Raw genomic sequence first — 20,259 nt, 5'->3', positions numbered from 1 at the left:
AACATGAAGGGAACATAATGTCAAATGAGACAAGAAATGCGACACTAGAATCGCATTCGTCATTTTCATTTGTTAGCTAACTAATTAAATAGACGGTGGGCCTTAATGCTCCATCAGCCGCGGCATCAGTTCAACGAAGTTGCAGGGGCGGAAACGGCTGTCGAGTTGGGTGACGAGGATACCGTCCCATGCGTCCTTTACCGCGCCGGTCGATCCGGGCAGCGCAAAGATATAGGTGCCGCGCGCGACGCAGGCTGTGGCGCGGGACTGGATGGTGGAGGTGCCAATGCTCTGGTAACTCAGCCAGCGGAACAACTCGCCAAAACCGGGGATTTCCTTGTCCTGCACCTGGGCGAGGGCTTCGGGCGTGACGTCGCGGCCAGTGACGCCGGTGCCGCCGGTGGTGAGGATGACGTCGATCTGCGGATCGTCGATCCAGGCGTGCAGCCGGGCGACGATGGCGGACCGGTCGTCGCGCTCGATATAGCGGGCGGCGAGGATATGGCCGGCGCTTTCCAGCCGTTCGACCAGCGCGTCGCCGGAGCGATCCTGCGCCAGGCCGCGCGTGTCGGAGACGGTGAGGACGGCGATCCGCACGGGAATGAAGGCCCGGCCCTCATCGATCGGCATCAGTCGGAACCGCCGCCCATGCTGGCGCCCGTTGACGCACGGCCATCCGCCTTGCTCAGGCGCACCAGCTTTACGCCCTTGGCATTGGGGAAGGTCGGCCACATGCCCTGCGCCATGCCGGTCAGGCAATCGGCGCTGCCCTTCGCCTGGATCTGGTACATCCAGTAGTTGCGCATGACAATGTTCACATAGGCGCGGGTTTCATAATAGGGCAGCGATTCCATGAAGAGCAGCGGATCGCCCTTGTCATGGACCTGCGTGTTCCAGCGATCGACCGGCTGCGGGCCGGCATTATAGGCGGCCATCACCTTGGGCAGCAGGCCGCCGGTCGCGCTCATGTCGCGCAGCGATTCCAGATAGCGCTGGCCATATTCCATGTTGGTGGACGGCACGAAGAGTTGCGATGCGTTGGTGAGGCCCACATCGCCGGCGGTGCCGGGACGGACCTGCATCAGGCCGCGTGCGCCCGCGCTGCTGACGACATCGGAGCGGAAGCCCGATTCCTGGAGCGTGTGGGCGTAAATGAGCGAGGGATCAACGCGCCAGCCGCCATCGGGCCGCCAGTTTGGCGCGGGGAAGCGGGCGAAGCTGGCCGGCTGCTTGCCGGCCGGGCCATTATGGGCGAGCCAGAGTTGGGTTGCGGGCAGGCTGAGCGCGCCGGCGAGGCGCAAAAGCGCATCATATTGCGCCGGACCGCCGATTTTGGCCTGATAGCGCAGGATTTCGTCGGCGCGGCCATTGTCGCCAATCGCCGAAAGGGCAATGGCGGCGTGGACGTTGGGGCTGCCCTTGAGCACGCCCCAGTCGATGTCGCTGAAACGGCTGACCAGCGCGGCGGCCTGCATGGGCAGGCCGAGCGATTCGCGGGCGAGCAGGCCGTAAAAGGTTTCGTCCGAACGGGCGGCCTGTTTGAGATAGGCCGCGACCTTCTCCGCTTCGCCGCAGACCATATAGGCGCGCGAAGCCCAATAGGCGCCGGCGGCGCGCATGTCGGAGTCGCCCGCCAGCGCGGCGACATTGGCGAAGGCGGGGGCGGCGGTGCGGCAGTCATTCTGACGCCAAGAGGCAAGGCCATTGGTCCAGTGCGCCTGCACCGTCCAATCGCCGCCGGTGCGGGTTTCGAGCGCGCTCACGGCCATGCGGCGGGCGTTCACATCGTCATTCTCTATATAATAGGCCCAGGCGACGCGCTGGCGCACTTCGGTCAGCCCTTCGGAGGTCAATCCTGCTTCGCCGGTGGCGAGCAGCCCTTCGGCGCCGGCCGGATCGTCATTCTTCACATAAGTCTGGATCTGGCCGGCGAGCGCCTGGGCCAGCGCATCGGTCTTGATCGCGGCGACATATTGGCGGCGCGGGGCGGAACCCAGCCAGACCATCTTCTGAATTTGCGGCAAGTCCGGCAGGATGGTGGCGCCGCGCTTTTGCGCCAAACGAGAAAGTTGGTCGGCCTTGGGCAGCCAGGCGGCCTTGTTGATAAGGTCCAGCAGGTCGAACAGTTCGACCCGCGGCGATCCCTTCGCCAGATAGAGTTCGGACAAGGCCAGCGGCCGGACGGCATCCTGCGCATCCAGCGCAGCGATCATCGCCTTGGCCTCGCTCCATTGTTGCGCCTGCAACGCAGAGAAAATAGCGCGATAGCGCGCCTTGTCGCCGTCACCCAGTTGCAGCGGCGAGTTTTGCATGGACAGTGTCGGTATGGAGGGGGCGGTTTCGGCCTTTGCAGGAAGCGCAGCGGCCAGGCCCATGGCGATCAGGGCGAAACGGGACATTTGGGTCGCGGCGCGAATCACGGACGGGTTTCCTCGATCAGGCTTTGCAGGGCGCGCCAGCATTCCGCCTTGGCCGCAGGCTGGGTCAGCAGCAGCCGGGGGTGGAATGTGGCGACAGCGGGCACAATGCCGCCATCATGATTAAATTGGCGTAAACTATCGGGCGATGCCGCGCCGTCCGTCGGCATCAGCGCACGGATCGTCCGGTCGCCCAACAACAGCAGGCGGCGCGGCTGAGCCAGCGCGACATGGGTGCGCATCCGATCGGCCGCATGGACCAGGTCCGCCGCCTCCACCATGCCGCCGGGCGGACGGGCGGTGAAGAGCGAAGCGAGGTGGATGGCGTCGCGGTGAAGGCCGATGGCCCGCAGCATCGCGTCGAACAGCAATCCGGCGCGATCGGCCAGCAGCCGGCCTTCGCCGATATCGAAAGGATCGGGCAGGTCGGTGACGACCATCAGCGTCGCCTGCGCCGGGCCGGACGGCGCAATCTGTGCGCCCGTCCAGCGCCGTTCGGGCTGGGCAGGATCATGGGCGAGCCATTCAAGGAACGATTCGAGCGTCCGCGGTTTTTCCACGATGGACGCTGTAATCGTGGCGGCCATCGGGGTCGCGGGGCGCGCAGCGACAGGGCGCAGCCAGTTAACCGGCGATTCGCCTATGGCGCTATCCACGCCCGCCAGCCGCCACCACGCCAGATAGGCGTCGGCGGTCGCCGCATCATCCTGCAATAATCCCCGCATCGCGAACAGTTAGGGCCAGAGGTTGACGAGGGGGTCAAGGTGCTTCATCGCCTTGACTGGTAAAGTGTTGGACTAATGCGGCGATTGGAGAGGACGGGGTGCAGCCCGCCGATCGCCCCAATGGAGGGATGAATGAGCGAACGGGATTCGATGCCCTATGACGTCGTGATCGTCGGTGGAGGGCCGGCCGGTCTGTCGGCGGCCATCCGGTTGAAGCAATTGGCGAATGATTCGGGCCAGGAACTGGCGGTGTGCGTATTGGAAAAGGGGTCGGAAATCGGCGCCCATATCCTGTCCGGCGCGGTGATAGATCCCAAGGCGCTGGACGAACTGCTGCCCGACTGGCGGACGCAGGGCTGTTCGCTGGCCGATGTGCCGGTGACGGACAACCAGCACTGGTTCCTGACCAAGACCGGCAAGATCGCCATGCCGCACATCATGACGCCCGGCTGGATGCACAATAAGGGCACCTACACCGGATCGCTGGGCAATCTGTGCCGCTGGCTGGGCGAACAGGCCGAAGCGCTGGGCGTGGAAATCTTCCCCGGCTTCGCGGCGGCCGAAATCCTCTATAATGAGGATGGCAGCGTGAAGGGCGTCGCCACCGGCGACATGGGCGTCGACCGCGAAGGCGAGCATAAGGGCGATTATCAGCCGGGCCTGGAACTGCACGCGAAATACACCTTCTTCGCCGAAGGCGCGCGCGGCCACCTGACCAAGATTTTGAAACGCCAGTTCGCGCTGGACGCCGACAGCGAGCCGCAGGTCTATGGCCTGGGCATGAAGGAATTGTGGGACATCGATCCCGCGATGCATCAGCCGGGGTTGGTTATCCATTCGCAGGGATGGCCATTGACCGATGCCTATGGCGGCGGCTTCCTCTATCATCAGGCCAATGGTCAGGTCGCCCTGGGCTTTGTGGTGGGGCTGGGCTATCGCAACCCGCATCTCTATCCGTTCGAGGAGTTCCAGCGCTGGAAGCAGCACCCGGAGATCCGCAAGTTCCTGGAAGGCGGGCGCCGCGTGTCCTATGGCGCGCGCGCGATCAACGAGGGCGGCTGGCAGTCGATCCCCAGGCTGGTCTTCCCCGGCGGCGCGCTGATCGGCTGTTCGGCCGGGTTCGTGAACGTGCCCCGGATCAAGGGCACCCATACCGCGATGAAGTCGGGGATGCTGGCGGCCGAGGCGGCGTTCGAGGCGATCCAGAATGAGCGCGCCCGCGACGTGCTGGACGATTATGAGTTGCGCCTGCGGTCGAGCTGGATCGCGGACGAGTTGAAGCTGGTCAAGAATGCCGAGCCTTTGCTGTCCAAGTTCGGCGGGACGATCGGCACCCTCCTGGCGGGCATCGACATGTGGATGCGCACGCTCAAGATCGGCCTGCCCTTCACGATGAAGCACAAGGCCGACAATGAGAAGATCTGGCCCAAGGATAGCTGCGCTAAGATCGCCTACCCCAAGCCCGATGGCGTGGTGAGCTTCGACCGGCTGTCGTCGGTGTTCCTGTCGAACACCAATCACGAGGAGGACCAGCCGGTCCATTTGCAGCTCAAAGATCCGGCGATCCCGATCAGCTACAATCTGCCCCTTTATGACGAGCCGGCGCAGCGTTACTGTCCGGCGGGCGTCTATGAAGTGGTTGGTCAGGAAGAGGGCAATCCCCGCTTCCAGATCAACGCGCAGAATTGCGTCCATTGCAAGACGTGCGACATCAAGGACCCGACCCAGAATATCAACTGGGTCGTACCCGAAGGCGGCGGAGGACCGAATTATCCGAACATGTAAGCGCCTGACCCTGTTGCTGATGCTGACGACCCCGGCGGTGGTTCCGGCCATGGCGGGGGCGTCGGTCGATCCTGACGGCGCGCTCCACGCCTATGCGCGGGCGCGGATGGCGGACGGGGATGGGGCGCTGGGGCTGGCGGTCGCCAGCTATCGCGAGGCGCTGAAGCAGGACCCGGCGCGGATCGAGATTGCCCGGCGATCCTATGTGCAGGCGCTGGAAAGCGGGGACCGGCTGCTGGCGCGGCAGTCGGCCGCGCTGCTGGACGCGGCAGGATTGTTGCCACGCGACGGCACGCTCCTGCTGATCGGCGAGGCCCTGTCGGCAAAAAATTGGGTCGGCGCGCGGACATTGACCGACCGGATGCTGGAGGAAGGCAATTTCGCGTTCCTGACGCCCATTATCCGCAGTTGGATATCGCTGGGCGAGGGGCGATATGCGCCGCCGGTGATCGATGGCAAGGATCGTTTCGCGGCGCTGGGGTTGCGCTATGCCGATGAACATACTGCGCTACAGGCGCTGGCGCGGAGCGACCTGACGACGGCGGCGCCCGCGACGCGGCGGGCGCTGGCGGTGCGCAGCGGCGATGGCGCGGCGTTGCGGCTGGCCTTTGCCGGGCAATTTGCGGCGCACGGCGCCAAGGCGGAGGCGTTGACGCTGTTGCCGGTCGGCAGCGCCAGTTTCGCGCAGGCGCGCGCCGATATCGCCAAGGGCAAGGGATTGAAGGCGGCCGGCGCGGCGACGACCCCGGCGCAGGGCTTTGCCCGGCTGCTCGCCCGGCTGGCGGTCGATGTGTCGTCCGATTCCGGCAGTTCTGCATTGGGGCTTCGATTGGCGCGGATCGCCACGTTCGCCGATCCCACCGGCCCGGAAATCCATATCGTCGCGGCCCGGCTGCTGACGGCGCAGGGCCATGCGGCGGGCGGCGTCGCGGAGGCGGAGAAAGTCCCGGCCAATGGCTGGTATGGCGAGCTCGCGCAGGCCGAACTGATCGACGCGCTGGCGGCGGCGGGCGACATGGACCGCGCGCTCGCGCTGGCCCGCGCGCAGGCGGCCGAGCCGGGCGCGGAGGCGGAGCGGCAGGTGCGGCTGGGGCGACTACTGGCGCAACGCGACGATTTCGATGGCGCGGCGGCGGCGTTCCGGGCGGCGCAGGCGGGATATGCGGACGATCAATTGCCCTGGACGTTGCTGCTGTTCGAGGGCAGCGCGCTGGAACAGGGCAAAAGATGGGACGAGGCGCGGGCGGTGCTGGAGCGGGCCGCGAAGATCGCGCCCAATGAGCCGGTGATCCTCAACTATCTGGGCTATGCGCAGATCGAGCGGCGGCAAAATGTCGAGGCGGCGCTGGAATTGCTCAAAAAGGCGAGCGCGCTCAAGCCGCAGGACGCATCGATCACCGACTCGCTGGGCTGGGCGCAGTTCGTGACGGGCGATGTCGATGCGGCGGTGCCGGTATTGGAGCGGGCGGCAGCGGCGGCGCCGACCGACAGCACGATCAACGAGCATCTGGGCGACGCGCTATGGGTCGCGGGGCGGCGCTATGAAGCGCGCTACGCCTGGGCGGCGGCGTCGGTCTTTGCCGAGGGCGATGTGGCAGCGCGGCTGGCGGCGAAGCGCAAGATGGGGATGATGCCCGAATATGCCGCACCCTGACGCTGGGCTGGACGTGGACATGTTGACGACGCCTGTCACCGAGATCGCCTACGCCAAGGTCAATGTCGCGCTGCATGTGCGGGCGCGCCGCGAAGATGGCTATCATGCTTTGGAGAGCCTGTTCGTTTTCGCGGAGGATGGCGATCGCTTGCAGGGATGGGCGAGCGACGATGGCGCGATCCACCTGACGATCGACGGGCCGTTCGGGGCGACGCTGGACGCGGGTCCGGACAATCTGGTGGTGCGGGCGGCGCGCGCGTTGCAGGCGTATCTGGGCGAGCAGCGCGGGGCGGCGATACGGCTGACGAAAAATCTGCCGGTGGCGTCCGGCATCGGCGGCGGATCGGCGGATGCGGCGGCGGCGCTGCGGTTGCTGGCGCGGCTGTGGATTGTGCGGATCGATGACGGGGAGTTGATGGGGCTGGCATTGGACCTGGGATCCGATGTGCCGGCCTGTGTGCCCAGCGTGACGCAAATGGTTATGGGGCGCGGCGAAAGGCAGGCGCGCCATGCCGTCGATGGGCTGGACGCATGTTCGATGCTGCTGGTCAATCCCGGCGTCGGCGTGTCGACTGCGCAGGTTTTCGCAGGATGGGACCGGGTGGATCGCGGGCCGTTGGATGGTTCCAGCCTGGGCGTGTTGTGCGCTATGGGGCGTAATGATTTAGAGGCGGCTGCGCTGGCGATCGCGCCGGTGATCGGCGATGTGCTGGCGATGCTGGCGGCGCAGGAGGATGTGCTGCTGGCGCGCATGTCGGGATCGGGCGCGACCTGTTTCGCGCTGTTTCGCAGCGATCGCTCCCTGGCGGCGGCGGCGCAGGCGGTGCGGCGGGCCAATCCCGGTTGGTGGGTGATGGAAACGCGGATCAGGAGCGCATGAGCGAAGCCTATACACAGATTGGCGGCGGCGGACTGGACCTGCTGATCGTGGGGGATCATGCGTCCGCGCATGTGCCGGACGATATCGACCTGGGCATCGACCCGGCGTTGCTGCGCCAGCATATCGCGATCGACATTGGCGTGGCGGAAGTCAGCCGGCTGCTGGCCGGGCAATTAGGTGCGACCGCGATATTGGGCGGCGTGTCGCGGCTTGTGATCGACCTTAATCGGGAGGAAGATGCAGCCGGCTTGCTGCCGGTGATGAGCGATGGCCATGCGATCCCCGGTAATCGCGACGCGGATCTGGCTGCGCGCATGATGCGCTTCCACCATCCCTATCATCATCGGGTGGCGACGCTGCTGGAAGGCATGACGTCGCCCTTCATCCTGTCGGTCCATAGTTTCACGCCGCGATTGGCGAGCGATCCGGGGCAGCAGCGGCCATGGGATATCGGGGTGCTGTATAACCGGGACGATCGCGCAGCGCGGATCGCCATTCCGCTGCTGGAGGCGGCGGGGCTGATGGTCGGCGACCAGTTGCCCTATGCCGGGACATTGCTCAATGCGACGATGAACCGCCATGCCGAAGCCAATGGCATTCCCTATCTGGGCGTGGAGATGCGGCAGGATCTGGTCGGTGATGCCGAGGGGCAAGCGCGGTTCGCGGCGATATTGGGGCCGGTGGTGCTGGAATGCAGGAGCCGGTTGGCATGATTCGGGTCGCAATGGGGCTGGCGGCGCTGCTGCTGTTGACAGGTTGTGGGGGCGAGGCGGGGTCTTCACGCGATAATTCCGCCGCAGCGGTGGACGTCGCGCAGGTCGATGACGGCAAGGCGGATTGCGCGCTGGCGGGGGCGGGCGAATGGGCGCGCGACTGCCTGGTCGAGCAGGCCGGGGACATGTTGACGCTGCGGCATCCCGATGGCGGTTTCCGGCGCTTTCGCGTGCTGGCGGACGGACGCGGGCTGGAGGCGGCCGATGGCGCGGAGGCGGCGACGCTCAGCATATTGGATGACAAGCGGATCGAGGTGGTCGCGGGCGACGATCGCTATCGGCTGCCGGCGCGGATGGCCGGTTCCGGGCGATGACCGGCGGGCCGATCCTGACGGCCGCGCAGATGCGCGCGGCGGAGCAGGCGGCTTTCGATGCGGGCATCGACGACTATGGATTGATGGAGACGGCGGGCGCGGCGGCGGCGGAGATCATCTGGCGCGCCGGGCATAAGCGGGATGCGCTGATACTCTGCGGGCCGGGCAATAATGGCGGTGACGGCTATGTCATCGCGCGGATATTGCGTGACCGCGGGGTGCCGGTGCGCGTAGCGGCTTTGGGCGCGAGCCGGACCCTATCGGGCCAGCGGGCGCGGGCGGCATGGGGCGGGCCGATCGAGGATATGATGCGCGCGGCGCCGGCGACGCAACTGGTCGATGCGCTGTTCGGCACCGGGCTGACGCGCGGGCTGGATGACGCCGTGGCGGCGCGGCTCTGTGCGCTGGTCGGCGCGGCGGCGGTCAGCCACGCCATCGACCTGCCGAGCGGGGTCGAGACCGATAGCGGCGCGATCCTGTCCGCCGTGCCACGTTTCGGCACCTGCAGCGCGTTGGGCGCCTACAAACCTGCGCATCTGTTGCAACCGGCGGCGGGGCATAGCGGGCGATTGGTGCTGGCGGACATCGGCATAGCGGTGTCGAGCGCAGTGCATCGGTTGGGCGCGCCCATTCTTTCGGCGCCGGCGGCCGACGCGCATAAATATACGCGCGGCCTGGTGGCGGTGGTCGGTGGCGCGATGCCGGGCGCTAGCCTGCTGGCGAGCATCGCGGCGGCCCATTCCGGGGCGGGGTCTGTGCGGCGCTTTGCTGTCGATCGACCGATCGTCGGCCCGCACGCCGTCGTCAATCGCCGGATCGAAGCGCCCGAGGGGATCGGCGAGGCGCTGGCGGACGAACGGATCGACGTCGTGCTGGTCGGGCCGGGACTGGGGCGGGACGCCGATGGCCGGGCGCGGCTGGCGGCGGCGATGGACGCTGGTCATGCCCTGGTGCTGGACGCGGATGCGCTGACCTTGCTGGGCGAAGAGGGCGCGCGCGCCATTCCTGCGGGCGCGATCCTGACGCCGCATGAGGGCGAATTTCAGCGGCTGTTCGGGGACTTGCCCGGCAGCAAGATCGATAGGGCGCTGGCGGCGGCGCGCCGATCGGGCGCGGTTATGGTCTATAAAGGCGCGGACAGCGTGATCGCGGCGCCGGACGGGCGGGCGGCGGTGGCGTCGGGCGCGTCGCCCTGGCTGTCGACAGCGGGGACCGGCGACGTGCTGGCCGGGCTTTGCGCCGGGCGACTGGCGGTGACGGGCGATCCCTTTCGCGCGGCGTGCGAGGCGGTGTGGTTGCATGGCGAGGCGGCGCGGCGGGCCGGGCCGGCCTTTGTCGCGGATGATTTGCTTGGCGTGCTGCCAGCGGCTATCGCCGCGCGATTGTGACCGATAGCGACAAAGCAACCGATTCCGGCATCATCATCCGCATCGCCGCCAAGGGCGATGGCATCACGGCCGACGGCCGCCATGTCCCGCTGACCGCGCCGGGCGACCGGATCGGCCCCGGCGGCTTGGTCATCGCCGGACCGCATCATGTCGATCCGGCCTGCACCCATTTCCCGGCCTGCGGCGGGTGCCAGATCCAGCAACTGGACGAAGAAAGTTACGCCGCGTTCGTGACGGGGCGGGTGACCGGCGCGCTGGCGGGGCAGGGCGTGGCGCCTGCCACCGTGCTGCCGCCCCATATCTCCCCACCGATGACCCGGCGGCGCGCGGCGTTGCGGGCCGCGCGCGCGGGCAAGCGCGTCACCATCGGCTTTGCCGAGGAGGGCAGCCACCGGCTGATCGACCTGGAAATGTGCGCGGTGCTCGATCCACGGCTGTTCGCTCTGGTGGCGCCGCTGCGGGGGCTGCTGGCGACGATCCTGCCCGACAAGCGCGCCGCGCATGTTAAGATGTCTCTGATCGACCAGGGCGTCGACCTGCTGCTGGAGGGGGTAAAGGTCGAGGGGCTGGCGGCGGACGAGGCGCTGGGCGACTTTGCGCGGGCGCATGGGCTGGCGCGGCTGACCATCGATGAGGGCGACGGCGCGCAGACGCGATGGGAGCCGGAGGCGGCGACGATCAGCTTCGGCGGCGTGCCGGTGGGTTTTCCGCCCTTCGCCTTCCTCCAGGCGACGCCTGATGGCGAGGCGGCGCTGGTCGGCGCGGTGCGCGATGCGCTGCCGGAGACGGGGGCGATCGCCGATCTGTTCGCCGGCCTTGGCACTTTTGCACTGGCGCTGGGCGACGGGCGTCCGGTTTATGCCGGCGAGGGCGCGCGGGATGCGATCCTTTCGCTCAAGCTCGCGGCCGGGCGGGCGCAACGACGGTTGGCGGCAGATCATCGCGACCTGTTCCGGCGGCCGCTGACCCCCGAAGAGTTGAACCGCTTTGCCGCGGTCATCCTTGATCCGCCGCGGGCAGGCGCGCGGGAGCAGGTGTTGCAACTGGCGGCGTCGGCCGTGCCGGTCATCGCCTATGTGTCCTGCAATCCGGCAAGTTTCGCGCGGGATGCGGCGCATCTGACGGCGGCCGGCTATCGGCTCGATAGTGTCAAGCCAGTGGGCCAGTTCCGCTGGACGACCCATGTCGAGCTGGTCGGCATCTTCCGTAGATAAGACAATCCCTCGCCGCGAGGGGGGGAGCGGCGAGGGATTGGCAGTTTTTTGCGTCCCTGCTCGTGGTTGGCCGGGAACAGGCATCCTCTCCGGGGGAACCGGAGTCGGTTTAGCCCAGCTTGATGACGTTTGCGCGACGGCGGACCGGCACGACTTCGGTGTAGAGGCTGGCCATCGGTTCGTCCTCGACTTCGATCGTGGCTTCCGACGTGAAGCCGTTGAAGCCGGTCCGCATCGCCGCGCCATAGGCGCCGAGCATCCCGATTTCGATATAGTCGCCCACATTCACGTCCGCCGGGAGCATGAACGGGCCGACCATATGGTCCATGTCGTCGCAGGTCGGGCCGTAGAAGGAGAAGGCGGTCAGTTCCTCCTCGCTCTCGTCTTCCCGCAACAGAGCGACGGGGAAGCGCCAGCCGATATGCGCGGCATCGAACAGCGCGCCATAGGCGCCGTCGGTGATGTAGAGTTCAGTGCCGCGACGGCGTTCGACCCGGACGATGATCGAGCTATATTCCGCCGACAGCGCGCGGCCGGGTTCGCACCACAATTCCGACGAATAGCTGACCGGCAGGCTTTCGAAACCGCGATGGATCGCTTCGAAATAATTTTCGAGCGCGACCGGCTCCATGCCCGGATAGATGGACGGGAAGCCGCCGCCGACATCGATGATGTCGACCGTGACCGCCGCATCGACGATCGCGGCGCGGACACGCTCGATCGCATCGCTATAGGCCTGCGGGCTCATCGCCTGGCTGCCGACATGGAAGCAGATGCCCAAAGCATCGGCGGCCTGGCGCGTGGCCATCAGCAGTTCGCGGGTTTCGCCCAGTTCCGCGCCGAACTTCGACGCGAGGGAGAGTTCGGAATGTTCGGACGACACGCGCAGGCGCACGCACAGCTCCAGATCGGTCGCATCGTCGCAGGCGCGCATGATCTTTTCCAGCTCGTCGATCGTGTCGAGCGAGAAGGTGCGCACGCCGTAGCGATGATAGGCTTCCGCGATCGCTTCCTCGGCCTTGACCGGGTGCATGAAGCAGAGTTTGACACCCTCTTCGCCCGCCAGCGTTTCGGCGACCAGCCGCACTTCCGCGATCGACGCCACGTCAAAATGCGTGACTCCGTTAGCGAACAGCGTGCGGATCAGATCGGGTGACGGGTTCGCCTTGACCGCATAGAGCGAGCGCCCCGGAAACTTCTCAACGAAGAATCGGGCGGCCCTAGCAGCGGCTGCGGGGCGAATCAGCGTTACCGGGGCTGCCGGTTTGAGGGTGGTCGCTACCCCCAGCGCGCTAGGATGCTTGTGCAATTCAAGGGACCTCCAGTGTAGTTCAGGGCGAAAAGCTGCCTTGCGGTGGAAGTCCCATGGGGCAGCGGACGGTCGATATATGCGGAGGGGTCCCCCCTGTAAAGCGCATGTGAAAATTTTGTTGCGCAGGAGGCTACGAAACGTGCGTTACGAGAGACGGGTCTTGAAATCGCTATAGGAAAAGGCGCGGATTTCCTTGAGTTCATCGGTTTCCGAGTGCCACAGCCAGATGGCTGGAAGAGGCACACCGTTGAAGGTGTTGGTCTTGACCATCGAATAATGGGCCTGATCGAGGAAGGCGATGCGCGCGCCCGGCTCCGCGCCGCCGGGGATTCGATAGTCGCCGATGATGTCGCCCGCAAGGCAGGAGGGGCCGCCGAGTCGGGTGATCGGGCCATCGTCCGGCTCATGCAGCATGGCGGGGCGATAGGGCGCCTCGATCACGTCGGGCATATGGCAGGTGGCGCTGATGTCGGTGATGGCGACGGGCATCCCGTTGTCGATCACATCGAGGATTTCGCCGATGAGGATGCCCGCGTCGAGCGCCATCGCCTCGCCAGGCTCGATGTAGAGGGTGAGGCCGGTCTGGGCCTTGATCTTTGCCAGGAAGGCGATGAGGTCGTCGATCTGGTAATCGGCGCGGGTGACATGGTGACCACCGCCGAAGTTCAGCCATTTGAGGCCGCCGACATGGGGCATGACATAGGGTTCGATCGCGGCCCAAGTGCGGGCCAGCGGCTCAAAATCCTGTTCGCAGAGATTGTGGACGTGCAGGCCGTCTACCCCCTCCAGATGCTCCGGCCGTAACTGGTTTACCGGGAAACCGAGGCGGCTGTGCGGCTGCGACGGATCATATTTCGGCACTTCCCCCTCCGGATGGAGGGGGTTGAGGCGCAGGCCGATGTCGAAGACGCGGCCGTCGGCGCGCGCGGCGTCTATGACGGGCTTCAAACGGGCGATCTGGCCGGGGCTGTTGAAGATCACATGATCCGAAATCTTGAGGATTTCGGCCAGGTCTTCGGGCTTGTAGGCGGCGCAATAGGTCGCGACTTCGCCCTGATATTCTTCGTGAGCGAGGCGCGCTTCATAGATGCCCGATGCGCAGACGCCGTCGAGATATTCGCCCAGCACGCCCCCAAGCGACCACATCGAGAAAGCCTTGAGCGCGCCCAGGACCTTGATGCCGGCGCGGTCGCCTATGTCGCGCAGGACGGCGAGGTTCCGCCGTACCGCGGCCTCATCCACTACGAAGGCGGGCGAGGGGACGCGGTAGAGGTCGAAGCGGGCGAAAGCGGCGGGATCGCCGGCACGGGTTTCCATGGGGTAATACTCCATCCTGCCGCGCCGTCACCCCGGCGAAAGCCGGGGTCTCACTTCTTTGTGGCGCCACAGAAGAAAAGAGAGATCCCAGCCTGCGCCGGGATGACCAAGTTTAGAAGGCCAGCGGCGCGTCCAGTTCCTTCACCTGCCAGGGCAGGCCATGCTTGTTCAGCATGTCCATGAAGGGATCGGGATCGAACTGTTCGATGTTGAAGACGCCGCCATTTTCGCCTTCCGGGGCTTTCCACGCCCCGGTCAGCATCAGCGCCGCGCCGATCATCGCAGGCACGCCGGTGGTGTAGCTGACCGCCTGGTTGCCGGTTTCGGCATAGGCGTCTTCATGGTCGCAGACCTGATAGACATAGACGGTCTTTTCCTGACCGTCCTTCTGGCCCGTGGCGATGTCGCCGATATTGGTCTTGCCCTTGGTGGTCGACCCAAGGCTTGACGGTTCGGGCAGCACGGCCTTGAGGAACTGGAGCGGGATGATCTCCTGACCATTGTAGATGACCGGATCGATCCGGGTCATGCCGACATTCTGGAGCACTTCGAGATGCTTGAGATAGGCGTCGCCGAAGGTCATCCAGAAGCGGATGCGTTTGATTTCGGGATAGAATTTCGCGAGGCTTTCCAGTTCCTCATGATACATGAGGTACATGTTCTTTTCGCCGACCTGGTCGAAATCGAACGTCTGTTTGTGGCTCAATGCCGGACCTTCGACCCATTCGCCATTCGCCCAGTGGCGCGACGGCGCGGTCACTTCGCGGATGTTGATTTCCGGATTGAAGTTGGTGGCGAAATGCTGACCATGGTCGCCGCCATTGCAGTCCAGAATGTCGAGCGTGTCGATCGTGTCGAGCAGATGCTTCTTGATATAGGACGCGAAGACGCTGGTGACGCCGGGGTCGAAGCCAGACCCCAGCAGCGCCGTGATACCGACTTCCTTGAAACGGTCCTGATAGGCCCACTGCCAGCCATATTCGAACTTGGGCGTGTCGCGCGGTTCGTAATTGGCGGTGTCGAGATAGTCGGTCTTCGTGGCCAGGCAGGCGTCCATGATCGCCAGATCCTGATAGGGCAGGGCCAGGTTCACGACCAGCTTGGGCTGCACCTTCTCGATCAGAGCGATCGTCTCTGCGACATTATCGGCATCGACCTGCGCCACGTCGATGGTCACGCCGGTGCGCGCCAGAACCGATTCGGCGACCTTCTCGCAACTGACGAGGCGGCGGCTGGCGAGCGTGACATGGCTGAAAATATCAGGGTTCATCGCCATCTTGTGGACCGCGACAGACCCGACGCCGCCCGCGCCGATGACCAGAACCTTGCTCAATTCAAATGCTCCATCACTATGGTCGCGCCCGACGCGCGAAAGCGCCCATATAGGGACGTCGCGTGACAGCGCAAAGTCAGACTGTCAGAAGCTGGCGCCGTCGACCTTGTTGATCGTCAATGCGTCGATATCGACCGCTGGCACGCAACGCAGGTTGATCGCGCGCATCGGGCCGTTGGGCGATTTGCCGAGCGCGAACGCTTCCGTGCCGCAGGTCTTGCAGAATTGATGCGTGATCGCGTGCTTGTAGAAGAGATAGTCGTTCAGTTCGTCCGCGCCGCTATCGAGCGTGAACTGATCCGCCGGCACGAAGGTGAGGACGAAGCCCTTGCGGCTGCAATGGGAACAGTTGCAGGTCATGCCTTCCGTCGGCGCTTCGGCCGCGACGCTGAAGGTCACGGCGCCGCAATGGCAGCTTCCGGTATAGGGCATATCCGTTCTCCTTTTGATCCATCCTGCGCTAACTCACCAGCTTCTTCAACCCCTCCACCGTATCGGCCTCCGCCGCTGGCTTGTCCTTGCGGATGCGGGCGATGCGGGGGAAGCGCATGGCGAGGCCGGATTTATGGCGTTTGCTGTCGTGGATCGAGTCGAACGCGACTTCCAGCACCAGCGTCTTTTCGACCTCCCGCACCGGGCCGAAACGGGCGACCGTATTCTGGCGGACGAAGCGGTCGAGCCATTTCAGTTCCTCGTCGGTGAAGCCGCTATAGGCCTTGCCCACCGGATGCAATTCGCCGTCCGGGGTCCAGCAGCCGAACGTATAGTCCGAATAGAAGGAGGAGCGTTTGCCGTGGCCGCGCTGGGCGTACATCATGACGCAGTCGGCGGTCAGCGGATCGCGTTTCCATTTGTACCAGAGCGCGGCCTTGCGCCCGGCGACATAGGGGCTGTCGCGGCGCTTGAGCATGACCCCTTCGATCGCGGCGTCGCGCGTGCCGGCGCGGATGTCGGCGAGCGCTTCGAAATCGGGGGCGTCGATGACGGCGGACAGGTCGAAGCGGTTCGGGTCAAGGCCGGGCATAAACGCTTCCAGCCGGGCGCGGCGGTCGGTCCAGGGGAGGGTGCGCAAATCCTCGTCCCCTTCGATCAACAGGTCGTAAAGGCGGACGAAGGCGGGGTAGTCGTCCATCATCCTGGCGCTGACCGTTTTGCGGCCGAGCCGCTGCTGGAGCGCGTTGAAGCTGGCCGCGGCGCCGCCATGTTCGGCGGCGCCCTGCACCTCGCCCTTCACCAGCAATTCCCCGTCGAGGACCGCATGGCCGGTGAAGGCGGCGGCGATTTCCGGGAAACTGCCGGAAATATCATCACCGGCGCGGCTGTAGAGGCGGGTTTCGCTGCCGGTGCCGACGATCTGGATGCGGATGCCGTCCCATTTCCATTCAGCGGCATAGTCAGTGAGGTCGACGCTGTCGGCCTCCAATGGATGGGCGAGCATGAAGGGGCGGAAATAGGGCGTGCCTTCCGGGTCCGGGCGGCCGGTGCGGCCCTCCGCCCAGTCGAACAGGGCGGTGTAGGGCGGGGCGAGCGCGTGCCACACCTGTTCGACATCATCGACGTCTAGGCCAAAGCCCTGGGCGAAGCCGGTTTTGGCGAGGCGGGCGGAGATGCCGACGCGGAGGCCCCCGGTGGCGAGTTTCAGCAGGGCGAAGCGGCCGGAGGAATCGAGATGATCCATCATCTGCGCGAGGGCATCGGGCGCGGCGGCGCGGCTGACACCATGGAGGCGATCGATCACGGCGGACAGGCTGAGCGAGCCGTCGTCCAGTTCGGCGGGCTGGTCGTCCCGTTTGGGCCAGAGCAGGGCGACGGTTTCGGCAAGGTCGCCGACATAGTCGCGGCTCATTTCATAGAGGACGGGGTCGGTACGGGCACGGATCATCTCGCCGATGGCGGAGGATTTGACGGCCTTGAGATCGAGATTGCCCGTCAGCGCGGCCAGCGCCCAGCCGCGATCGGGGTCCGGCGCGTCGCGCATATAGGCGGCGATCAGGTCCAGCTTGCCATTGCGGGAACGGGTGTAGACGAGACCGTCGAGGAGTTGGGAGAATTGCCTCATTTGCGCGCTTCCGTTCTCGACAGGCTCGAACCGAACGGATGTGGGTTGTGCGATCGCATTACGCCTCATCCTCATCTTCGCGGCCGACCAGCGCCAGGGCGCGGGCGCGAATCTGGTGGGTCATGCACCAGTGCAGAAGGGCTTCTTCGCGGCCATGGGTGATCCAGGTTTCGCTCGGCGCGACTTCGCGTATCGTATCCGTCAGTTCGTCCCAGTCGGCATGGTCCGAAATGACCAGCGGCAGTTCGACATTCTTCTGCCGTGCGCGCTGGCGCACCCGCATCCAGCCGGACGCCATGGCGGTGATCGGATCGGGCAGGCGGCGGCTCCAGCGGTCGTTGAGGGCAGACGGCGGCGACAGGATGATGCGGCCGCGCATTTCCTTTGCGAGCACCCCGGTCGCGGGGCGCAGTTCGCCCATGGCGACGCCGAACTCTTCGTATAGGGCGCACATCCTCTCCATCGCGCCATGGATGTAGATCGGATCATGATGGCCGCGCGCGCGCAGTTCGCAAATGACTCGCTGCGCCTTGCCCAACGCATAGGCGCCGACCAGCACGCAGCGGTCAGGATTGGCGTGCAACGCGGCGAGCAGCCGGTCCATCTCGCTGCCGGTGTCGGGGTGGCGGAAGACGGGGAGGCCGAAGGTCGCCTCGGTCACGAAGATGTCGCAGGGCACCGGCTCGAACGGCAGGCAGGTCGGGTCGGGGCGGCGCTTGTAATCGCCGGTCACGACGATCCGCTCCCCACCATGCTCCAGCACGATCTGGGCGGACCCCAGCACATGGCCGGCAGGGACGTAGCGGATCGCGACGCCGCCCATGCGCACCTCTTCCCCATAGCCGACCGCGGTGCCGCTGGCGGTGCCGTAGCGCAGCGCCATGATCGCCAGCGTCTCCCGCGTCGCCCAGACATGGCCATGGCCGCCGCGGGCATGATCGGCATGACCATGTGTCACCAGCGCCCGCTCCTGCGGCAGCGACGGATCGATCCAGGCATCGGCGGGACGGACATAGATGCCGGTGGGGTGTGGTTCGATCCAATGGGCCATGTCTGCACAAGATGGGAGAGGGCGCCCTGGTTCCGCAAGGCGACTTCCCCAAAGGCCGTCATCATGGCGTAACCCGTACGTCATGCAGGCGACATGCCATTGCCCTATCCGCGCCGGAACGACCCGGCAGCGAGGAGTGCAGCCATGGCAGCGACGGCGGATCAGACTGGTCATCAGAAAAAGGCTGGCCATCACAAAATCACCAGCGCGGTGCATCGCCACCGGCATCTGTCGAAGCAGGGGTTGCTGGAGCGCGCCTTCACCTTCGCCTTTCGTGGTCTGGTCTATGCCCAGATCTGGGAAGACCCGGCCGTGGATATGGAGGCGCTGGCGATCACGCCCGACAGCCATGTCGTGACGATCGCGTCGGGCGGCTGCAATGTGCTGAGTTATTTGACCGCCGATCCGGCGAAGATCACCGCGGTCGACCTCAACACCGCGCATATCGCGCTCAATCGGCTCAAGCTGATAGCGGCGCAGAGCCTGCCGCACCATGCGACCTTCCACCGCTTTTTCGCGCAGGCGGACAATAAGGCGAATATCGCCGCTTATCGCGACATCGTGGCGCCGCAACTGGACGAGGCGACCCGGCGTTACTGGGAAGGGCGGGACCTGATCGGGCGGCGGCGAATCGGCGGTTTCGCGCGGGGCATCTACAAACATGGCCTGCTCGGCCGCTTCATCGGCGCCGCGCATCTGCTGGCGCGGTTGCATGGCGTCAATCCCAAGCGGATGCTGGACGCGCGCAGCCGCGAGGAGCAGCGCGAGATTTTCGAGCGCGAGCTGGCGCCGATCTTCGACAAGGGGTTCGTGCGCTGGCTGACCAGCCAGCCGGCGTCGCTGTTTGGGCTCGGCATTCCGCCCGCCCAGTTCGAGGCGCTGGCCGGTGACGCGCGGATGGACAGCGTGCTCAAGACGCGGCTGGAGAAGCTGGCCTGCGATTTCGACCTGAAGGACAATTATTTCGCGGTGCAGGCATTCGGGCGCGGCTATGCAGGGGGTGAGGGACCGTTGCCGCCCTATCTGCAAGCCGCGAACCATGAGGCGGTGCGGGCGCGGGCGAGCCGCGTCGATGTGCGGCACATCAACTTCACCGATTTCCTCGCCAGCCAGCCGGCGGCGTCGTGCGATCGCTATATCCTGCTCGACGCGCAGGACTGGATGGACGACGATCAATTGAACGCGCTCTGGGCGCAGATCACCCGGACGGCCAAGCCCGGCGCGCGCGTCCTGTTCCGCACCGCCGGCGAACCGAGCATATTGCCGGGGCGGGTCGCCGAGGATGTGCTGGATCGCTGGGATTATCGGGCGGACGAGTCGCTCGACTATACCGCGCGCGACCGGTCGGCCATCTATGGCGGCGTCCATCTCTATGTGCTGAAGCCAAGCCTGTGAGCGATCATGGCGGGCTGATGGACGGGGTCTATCGCTACCAGCGGCATATCTACGACCTGACGCGCAAATATTATCTGCTGGGGCGCGATGGGCTGATCGCCGATCTTGCGCCGCCGCCGGGCGGGTCCGTGCTGGAGATTGGCTGCGGCACCGGGCGCAACCTGATCGCAGTGGGCAAGGCCTGGCCGGGCACGCGGCTTTATGGCGTCGACATCAGCGAGGCGATGCTGGAGACGGCACGGGCGGGCGTGGCGAAGGCCGGGTTGGCGGATCGGGTGACGCTGGCGCAGGGGGACGCCTGTGGGTTCGATGCGGAGGCACTGTTCGGACGGGCCGGCTTCGATCGCGTGTTCATCAGCTACGCGCTGTCGATGATCCCGGACTGGGAAGAGGCGCTGACGCAGGCGGTGCGCTGCGTGGCGCCCGGCGGCAAGCTGGAGATTGTGGATTTCGGGCAGCAGGACGAATTGCCGACGCTGTGGAAACGCACCCTATTTGGCTGGCTGGCGCAATTCCATGTGTCGCCGCGGGCCGATCTGGCACCGGCGGTCCAGCGGACGGCGCTAGCTGTGGGCGGCTTGCCTAATTGCCGATCGCTCTATCGCGGATATGCGTTGCGCGCCGGCATGATGCGCCCCTGAC

General features: G+C 65.8%; 18 protein-coding genes. 9 read left to right on the top strand and 9 right to left on the bottom strand.

Annotation, left to right across the window (positions count from 1 at the left end; genetic code table 11):
* Window positions 1-102: 102 nt before the first annotated feature.
* From moaB to sphantq_RS00455, 3 genes are read right to left on the bottom strand one after another with little or no spacing between them, the layout of a single operon-like run.
* On the bottom strand, window positions 103-630 hold the full coding sequence (gene moaB / locus sphantq_RS00465) for a molybdenum cofactor biosynthesis protein B (protein WP_066601542.1): 528 nt from the start codon (window positions 628-630) through the stop codon (window positions 103-105).
* Window positions 630-2,420, bottom strand: a complete 1,791-nt coding sequence (locus sphantq_RS00460) for a lytic transglycosylase domain-containing protein (RefSeq protein WP_272799301.1) — start codon at window positions 2,418-2,420, stop codon at window positions 630-632. Before sphantq_RS00460 ends, moaB begins: the two co-directional genes overlap by 1 nt.
* Window positions 2,417-3,130 (bottom strand): uracil-DNA glycosylase family protein, encoded by a 714-nt coding sequence (locus sphantq_RS00455; protein WP_272799300.1) that lies wholly within the window; start codon window positions 3,128-3,130, stop codon window positions 2,417-2,419. The genes sphantq_RS00460 and sphantq_RS00455 overlap by 4 nt, the downstream gene beginning before the upstream one ends.
* Before the next feature lie 144 nt (window positions 3,131-3,274).
* Here sphantq_RS00455 and sphantq_RS00450 point away from each other — a divergent pair, with 144 nt between their 5' ends.
* The 7 genes from sphantq_RS00450 to sphantq_RS00420 are packed head-to-tail and all read left to right on the top strand — an operon-like array spanning window position 3,275 to window position 11,150.
* Window positions 3,275-4,927: an electron transfer flavoprotein-ubiquinone oxidoreductase gene (locus tag sphantq_RS00450; protein ID WP_066601550.1), complete on the top strand. Its 1,653-nt coding sequence runs from the start codon at window positions 3,275-3,277 to the stop codon at window positions 4,925-4,927.
* A 19-nt stretch (window positions 4,928-4,946) separates the two neighbouring features.
* Window positions 4,947-6,581, top strand: coding sequence for a tetratricopeptide repeat protein (locus sphantq_RS00445; protein WP_272800266.1), 1,635 nt, complete (start codon window positions 4,947-4,949; stop codon window positions 6,579-6,581).
* Entirely contained in the window at window positions 6,568-7,461 is an 894-nt protein-coding gene (locus sphantq_RS00440; RefSeq protein WP_272799299.1) for a 4-(cytidine 5'-diphospho)-2-C-methyl-D-erythritol kinase, read from the top strand. Before sphantq_RS00445 ends, sphantq_RS00440 begins: the two co-directional genes overlap by 14 nt.
* Complete coding sequence (locus sphantq_RS00435) at window positions 7,458-8,174, top strand: N-formylglutamate amidohydrolase (protein ID WP_066601555.1); 717 nt, start codon at window positions 7,458-7,460, stop codon at window positions 8,172-8,174. The genes sphantq_RS00440 and sphantq_RS00435 overlap by 4 nt, the downstream gene beginning before the upstream one ends.
* Window positions 8,171-8,548, top strand: coding sequence for a hypothetical protein (locus tag sphantq_RS00430; protein ID WP_242496000.1), 378 nt, complete (start codon window positions 8,171-8,173; stop codon window positions 8,546-8,548). Before sphantq_RS00435 ends, sphantq_RS00430 begins: the two co-directional genes overlap by 4 nt.
* The gene (locus sphantq_RS00425) at window positions 8,545-9,936 is read left to right on the top strand and encodes an NAD(P)H-hydrate dehydratase (RefSeq protein WP_272799298.1); all 1,392 of its coding nucleotides are present in this window, start codon (window positions 8,545-8,547) and stop codon (window positions 9,934-9,936) included. Before sphantq_RS00430 ends, sphantq_RS00425 begins: the two co-directional genes overlap by 4 nt.
* On the top strand, window positions 9,933-11,150 hold the full coding sequence (locus tag sphantq_RS00420) for a class I SAM-dependent RNA methyltransferase (RefSeq protein WP_272799297.1): 1,218 nt from the start codon (window positions 9,933-9,935) through the stop codon (window positions 11,148-11,150). Before sphantq_RS00425 ends, sphantq_RS00420 begins: the two co-directional genes overlap by 4 nt.
* 109 nt (window positions 11,151-11,259) lie before the next feature.
* Here sphantq_RS00420 and sphantq_RS00415 read toward each other — a convergent pair whose 3' ends face one another.
* From sphantq_RS00415 to sphantq_RS00390, 6 genes are all read right to left on the bottom strand, one after another.
* A complete protein-coding gene (locus sphantq_RS00415; RefSeq protein WP_272799296.1) occupies window positions 11,260-12,459 on the bottom strand; it encodes a type III PLP-dependent enzyme in 1,200 nt (399 codons plus the stop codon).
* Between the two features lie 147 nt (window positions 12,460-12,606).
* Window positions 12,607-13,779, bottom strand: coding sequence for a carboxynorspermidine decarboxylase (locus sphantq_RS00410; RefSeq protein ID WP_272799295.1), 1,173 nt, complete (start codon window positions 13,777-13,779; stop codon window positions 12,607-12,609).
* Window positions 13,780-13,891: 112 nt separating this feature from the next.
* Entirely contained in the window at window positions 13,892-15,112 is a 1,221-nt protein-coding gene (locus sphantq_RS00405) for a saccharopine dehydrogenase family protein (protein WP_272799294.1), read from the bottom strand.
* An 84-nt stretch (window positions 15,113-15,196) separates the two neighbouring features.
* On the bottom strand, window positions 15,197-15,544 hold the full coding sequence (locus sphantq_RS00400) for a GFA family protein (RefSeq protein WP_272799293.1): 348 nt from the start codon (window positions 15,542-15,544) through the stop codon (window positions 15,197-15,199).
* Between the two features lie 28 nt (window positions 15,545-15,572).
* Window positions 15,573-17,171 (bottom strand): cisplatin damage response ATP-dependent DNA ligase, encoded by a 1,599-nt coding sequence (locus sphantq_RS00395; protein WP_272799292.1) that lies wholly within the window; start codon window positions 17,169-17,171, stop codon window positions 15,573-15,575.
* A 58-nt stretch (window positions 17,172-17,229) separates the two neighbouring features.
* Entirely contained in the window at window positions 17,230-18,222 is a 993-nt protein-coding gene (locus sphantq_RS00390; RefSeq protein ID WP_272799291.1) for a ligase-associated DNA damage response exonuclease, read from the bottom strand.
* Window positions 18,223-18,366: 144 nt separating this feature from the next.
* Between sphantq_RS00390 and sphantq_RS00385 the strand changes: the two genes are divergently transcribed.
* Both sphantq_RS00385 and sphantq_RS00380 read left to right on the top strand, forming a co-directional pair.
* Complete coding sequence (locus sphantq_RS00385) at window positions 18,367-19,617, top strand: DUF3419 family protein (protein ID WP_272799290.1); 1,251 nt, start codon at window positions 18,367-18,369, stop codon at window positions 19,615-19,617.
* Window positions 19,614-20,258, top strand: coding sequence for a class I SAM-dependent methyltransferase (locus sphantq_RS00380; protein ID WP_272799289.1), 645 nt, complete (start codon window positions 19,614-19,616; stop codon window positions 20,256-20,258). The genes sphantq_RS00385 and sphantq_RS00380 overlap by 4 nt, the downstream gene beginning before the upstream one ends.
* Window position 20,259: the final 1 nt, after the last annotated feature.

It is taken from the genome of Sphingobium sp. AntQ-1, from assembly GCF_028538045.1.
Taxonomy (GTDB): Bacteria; Pseudomonadota; Alphaproteobacteria; order Sphingomonadales; family Sphingomonadaceae; genus Sphingobium; species Sphingobium cupriresistens.
The sequence above is the reverse complement of the archived record's forward strand: the minus strand, read 5'-3'. Positions and strand labels throughout refer to the sequence as shown.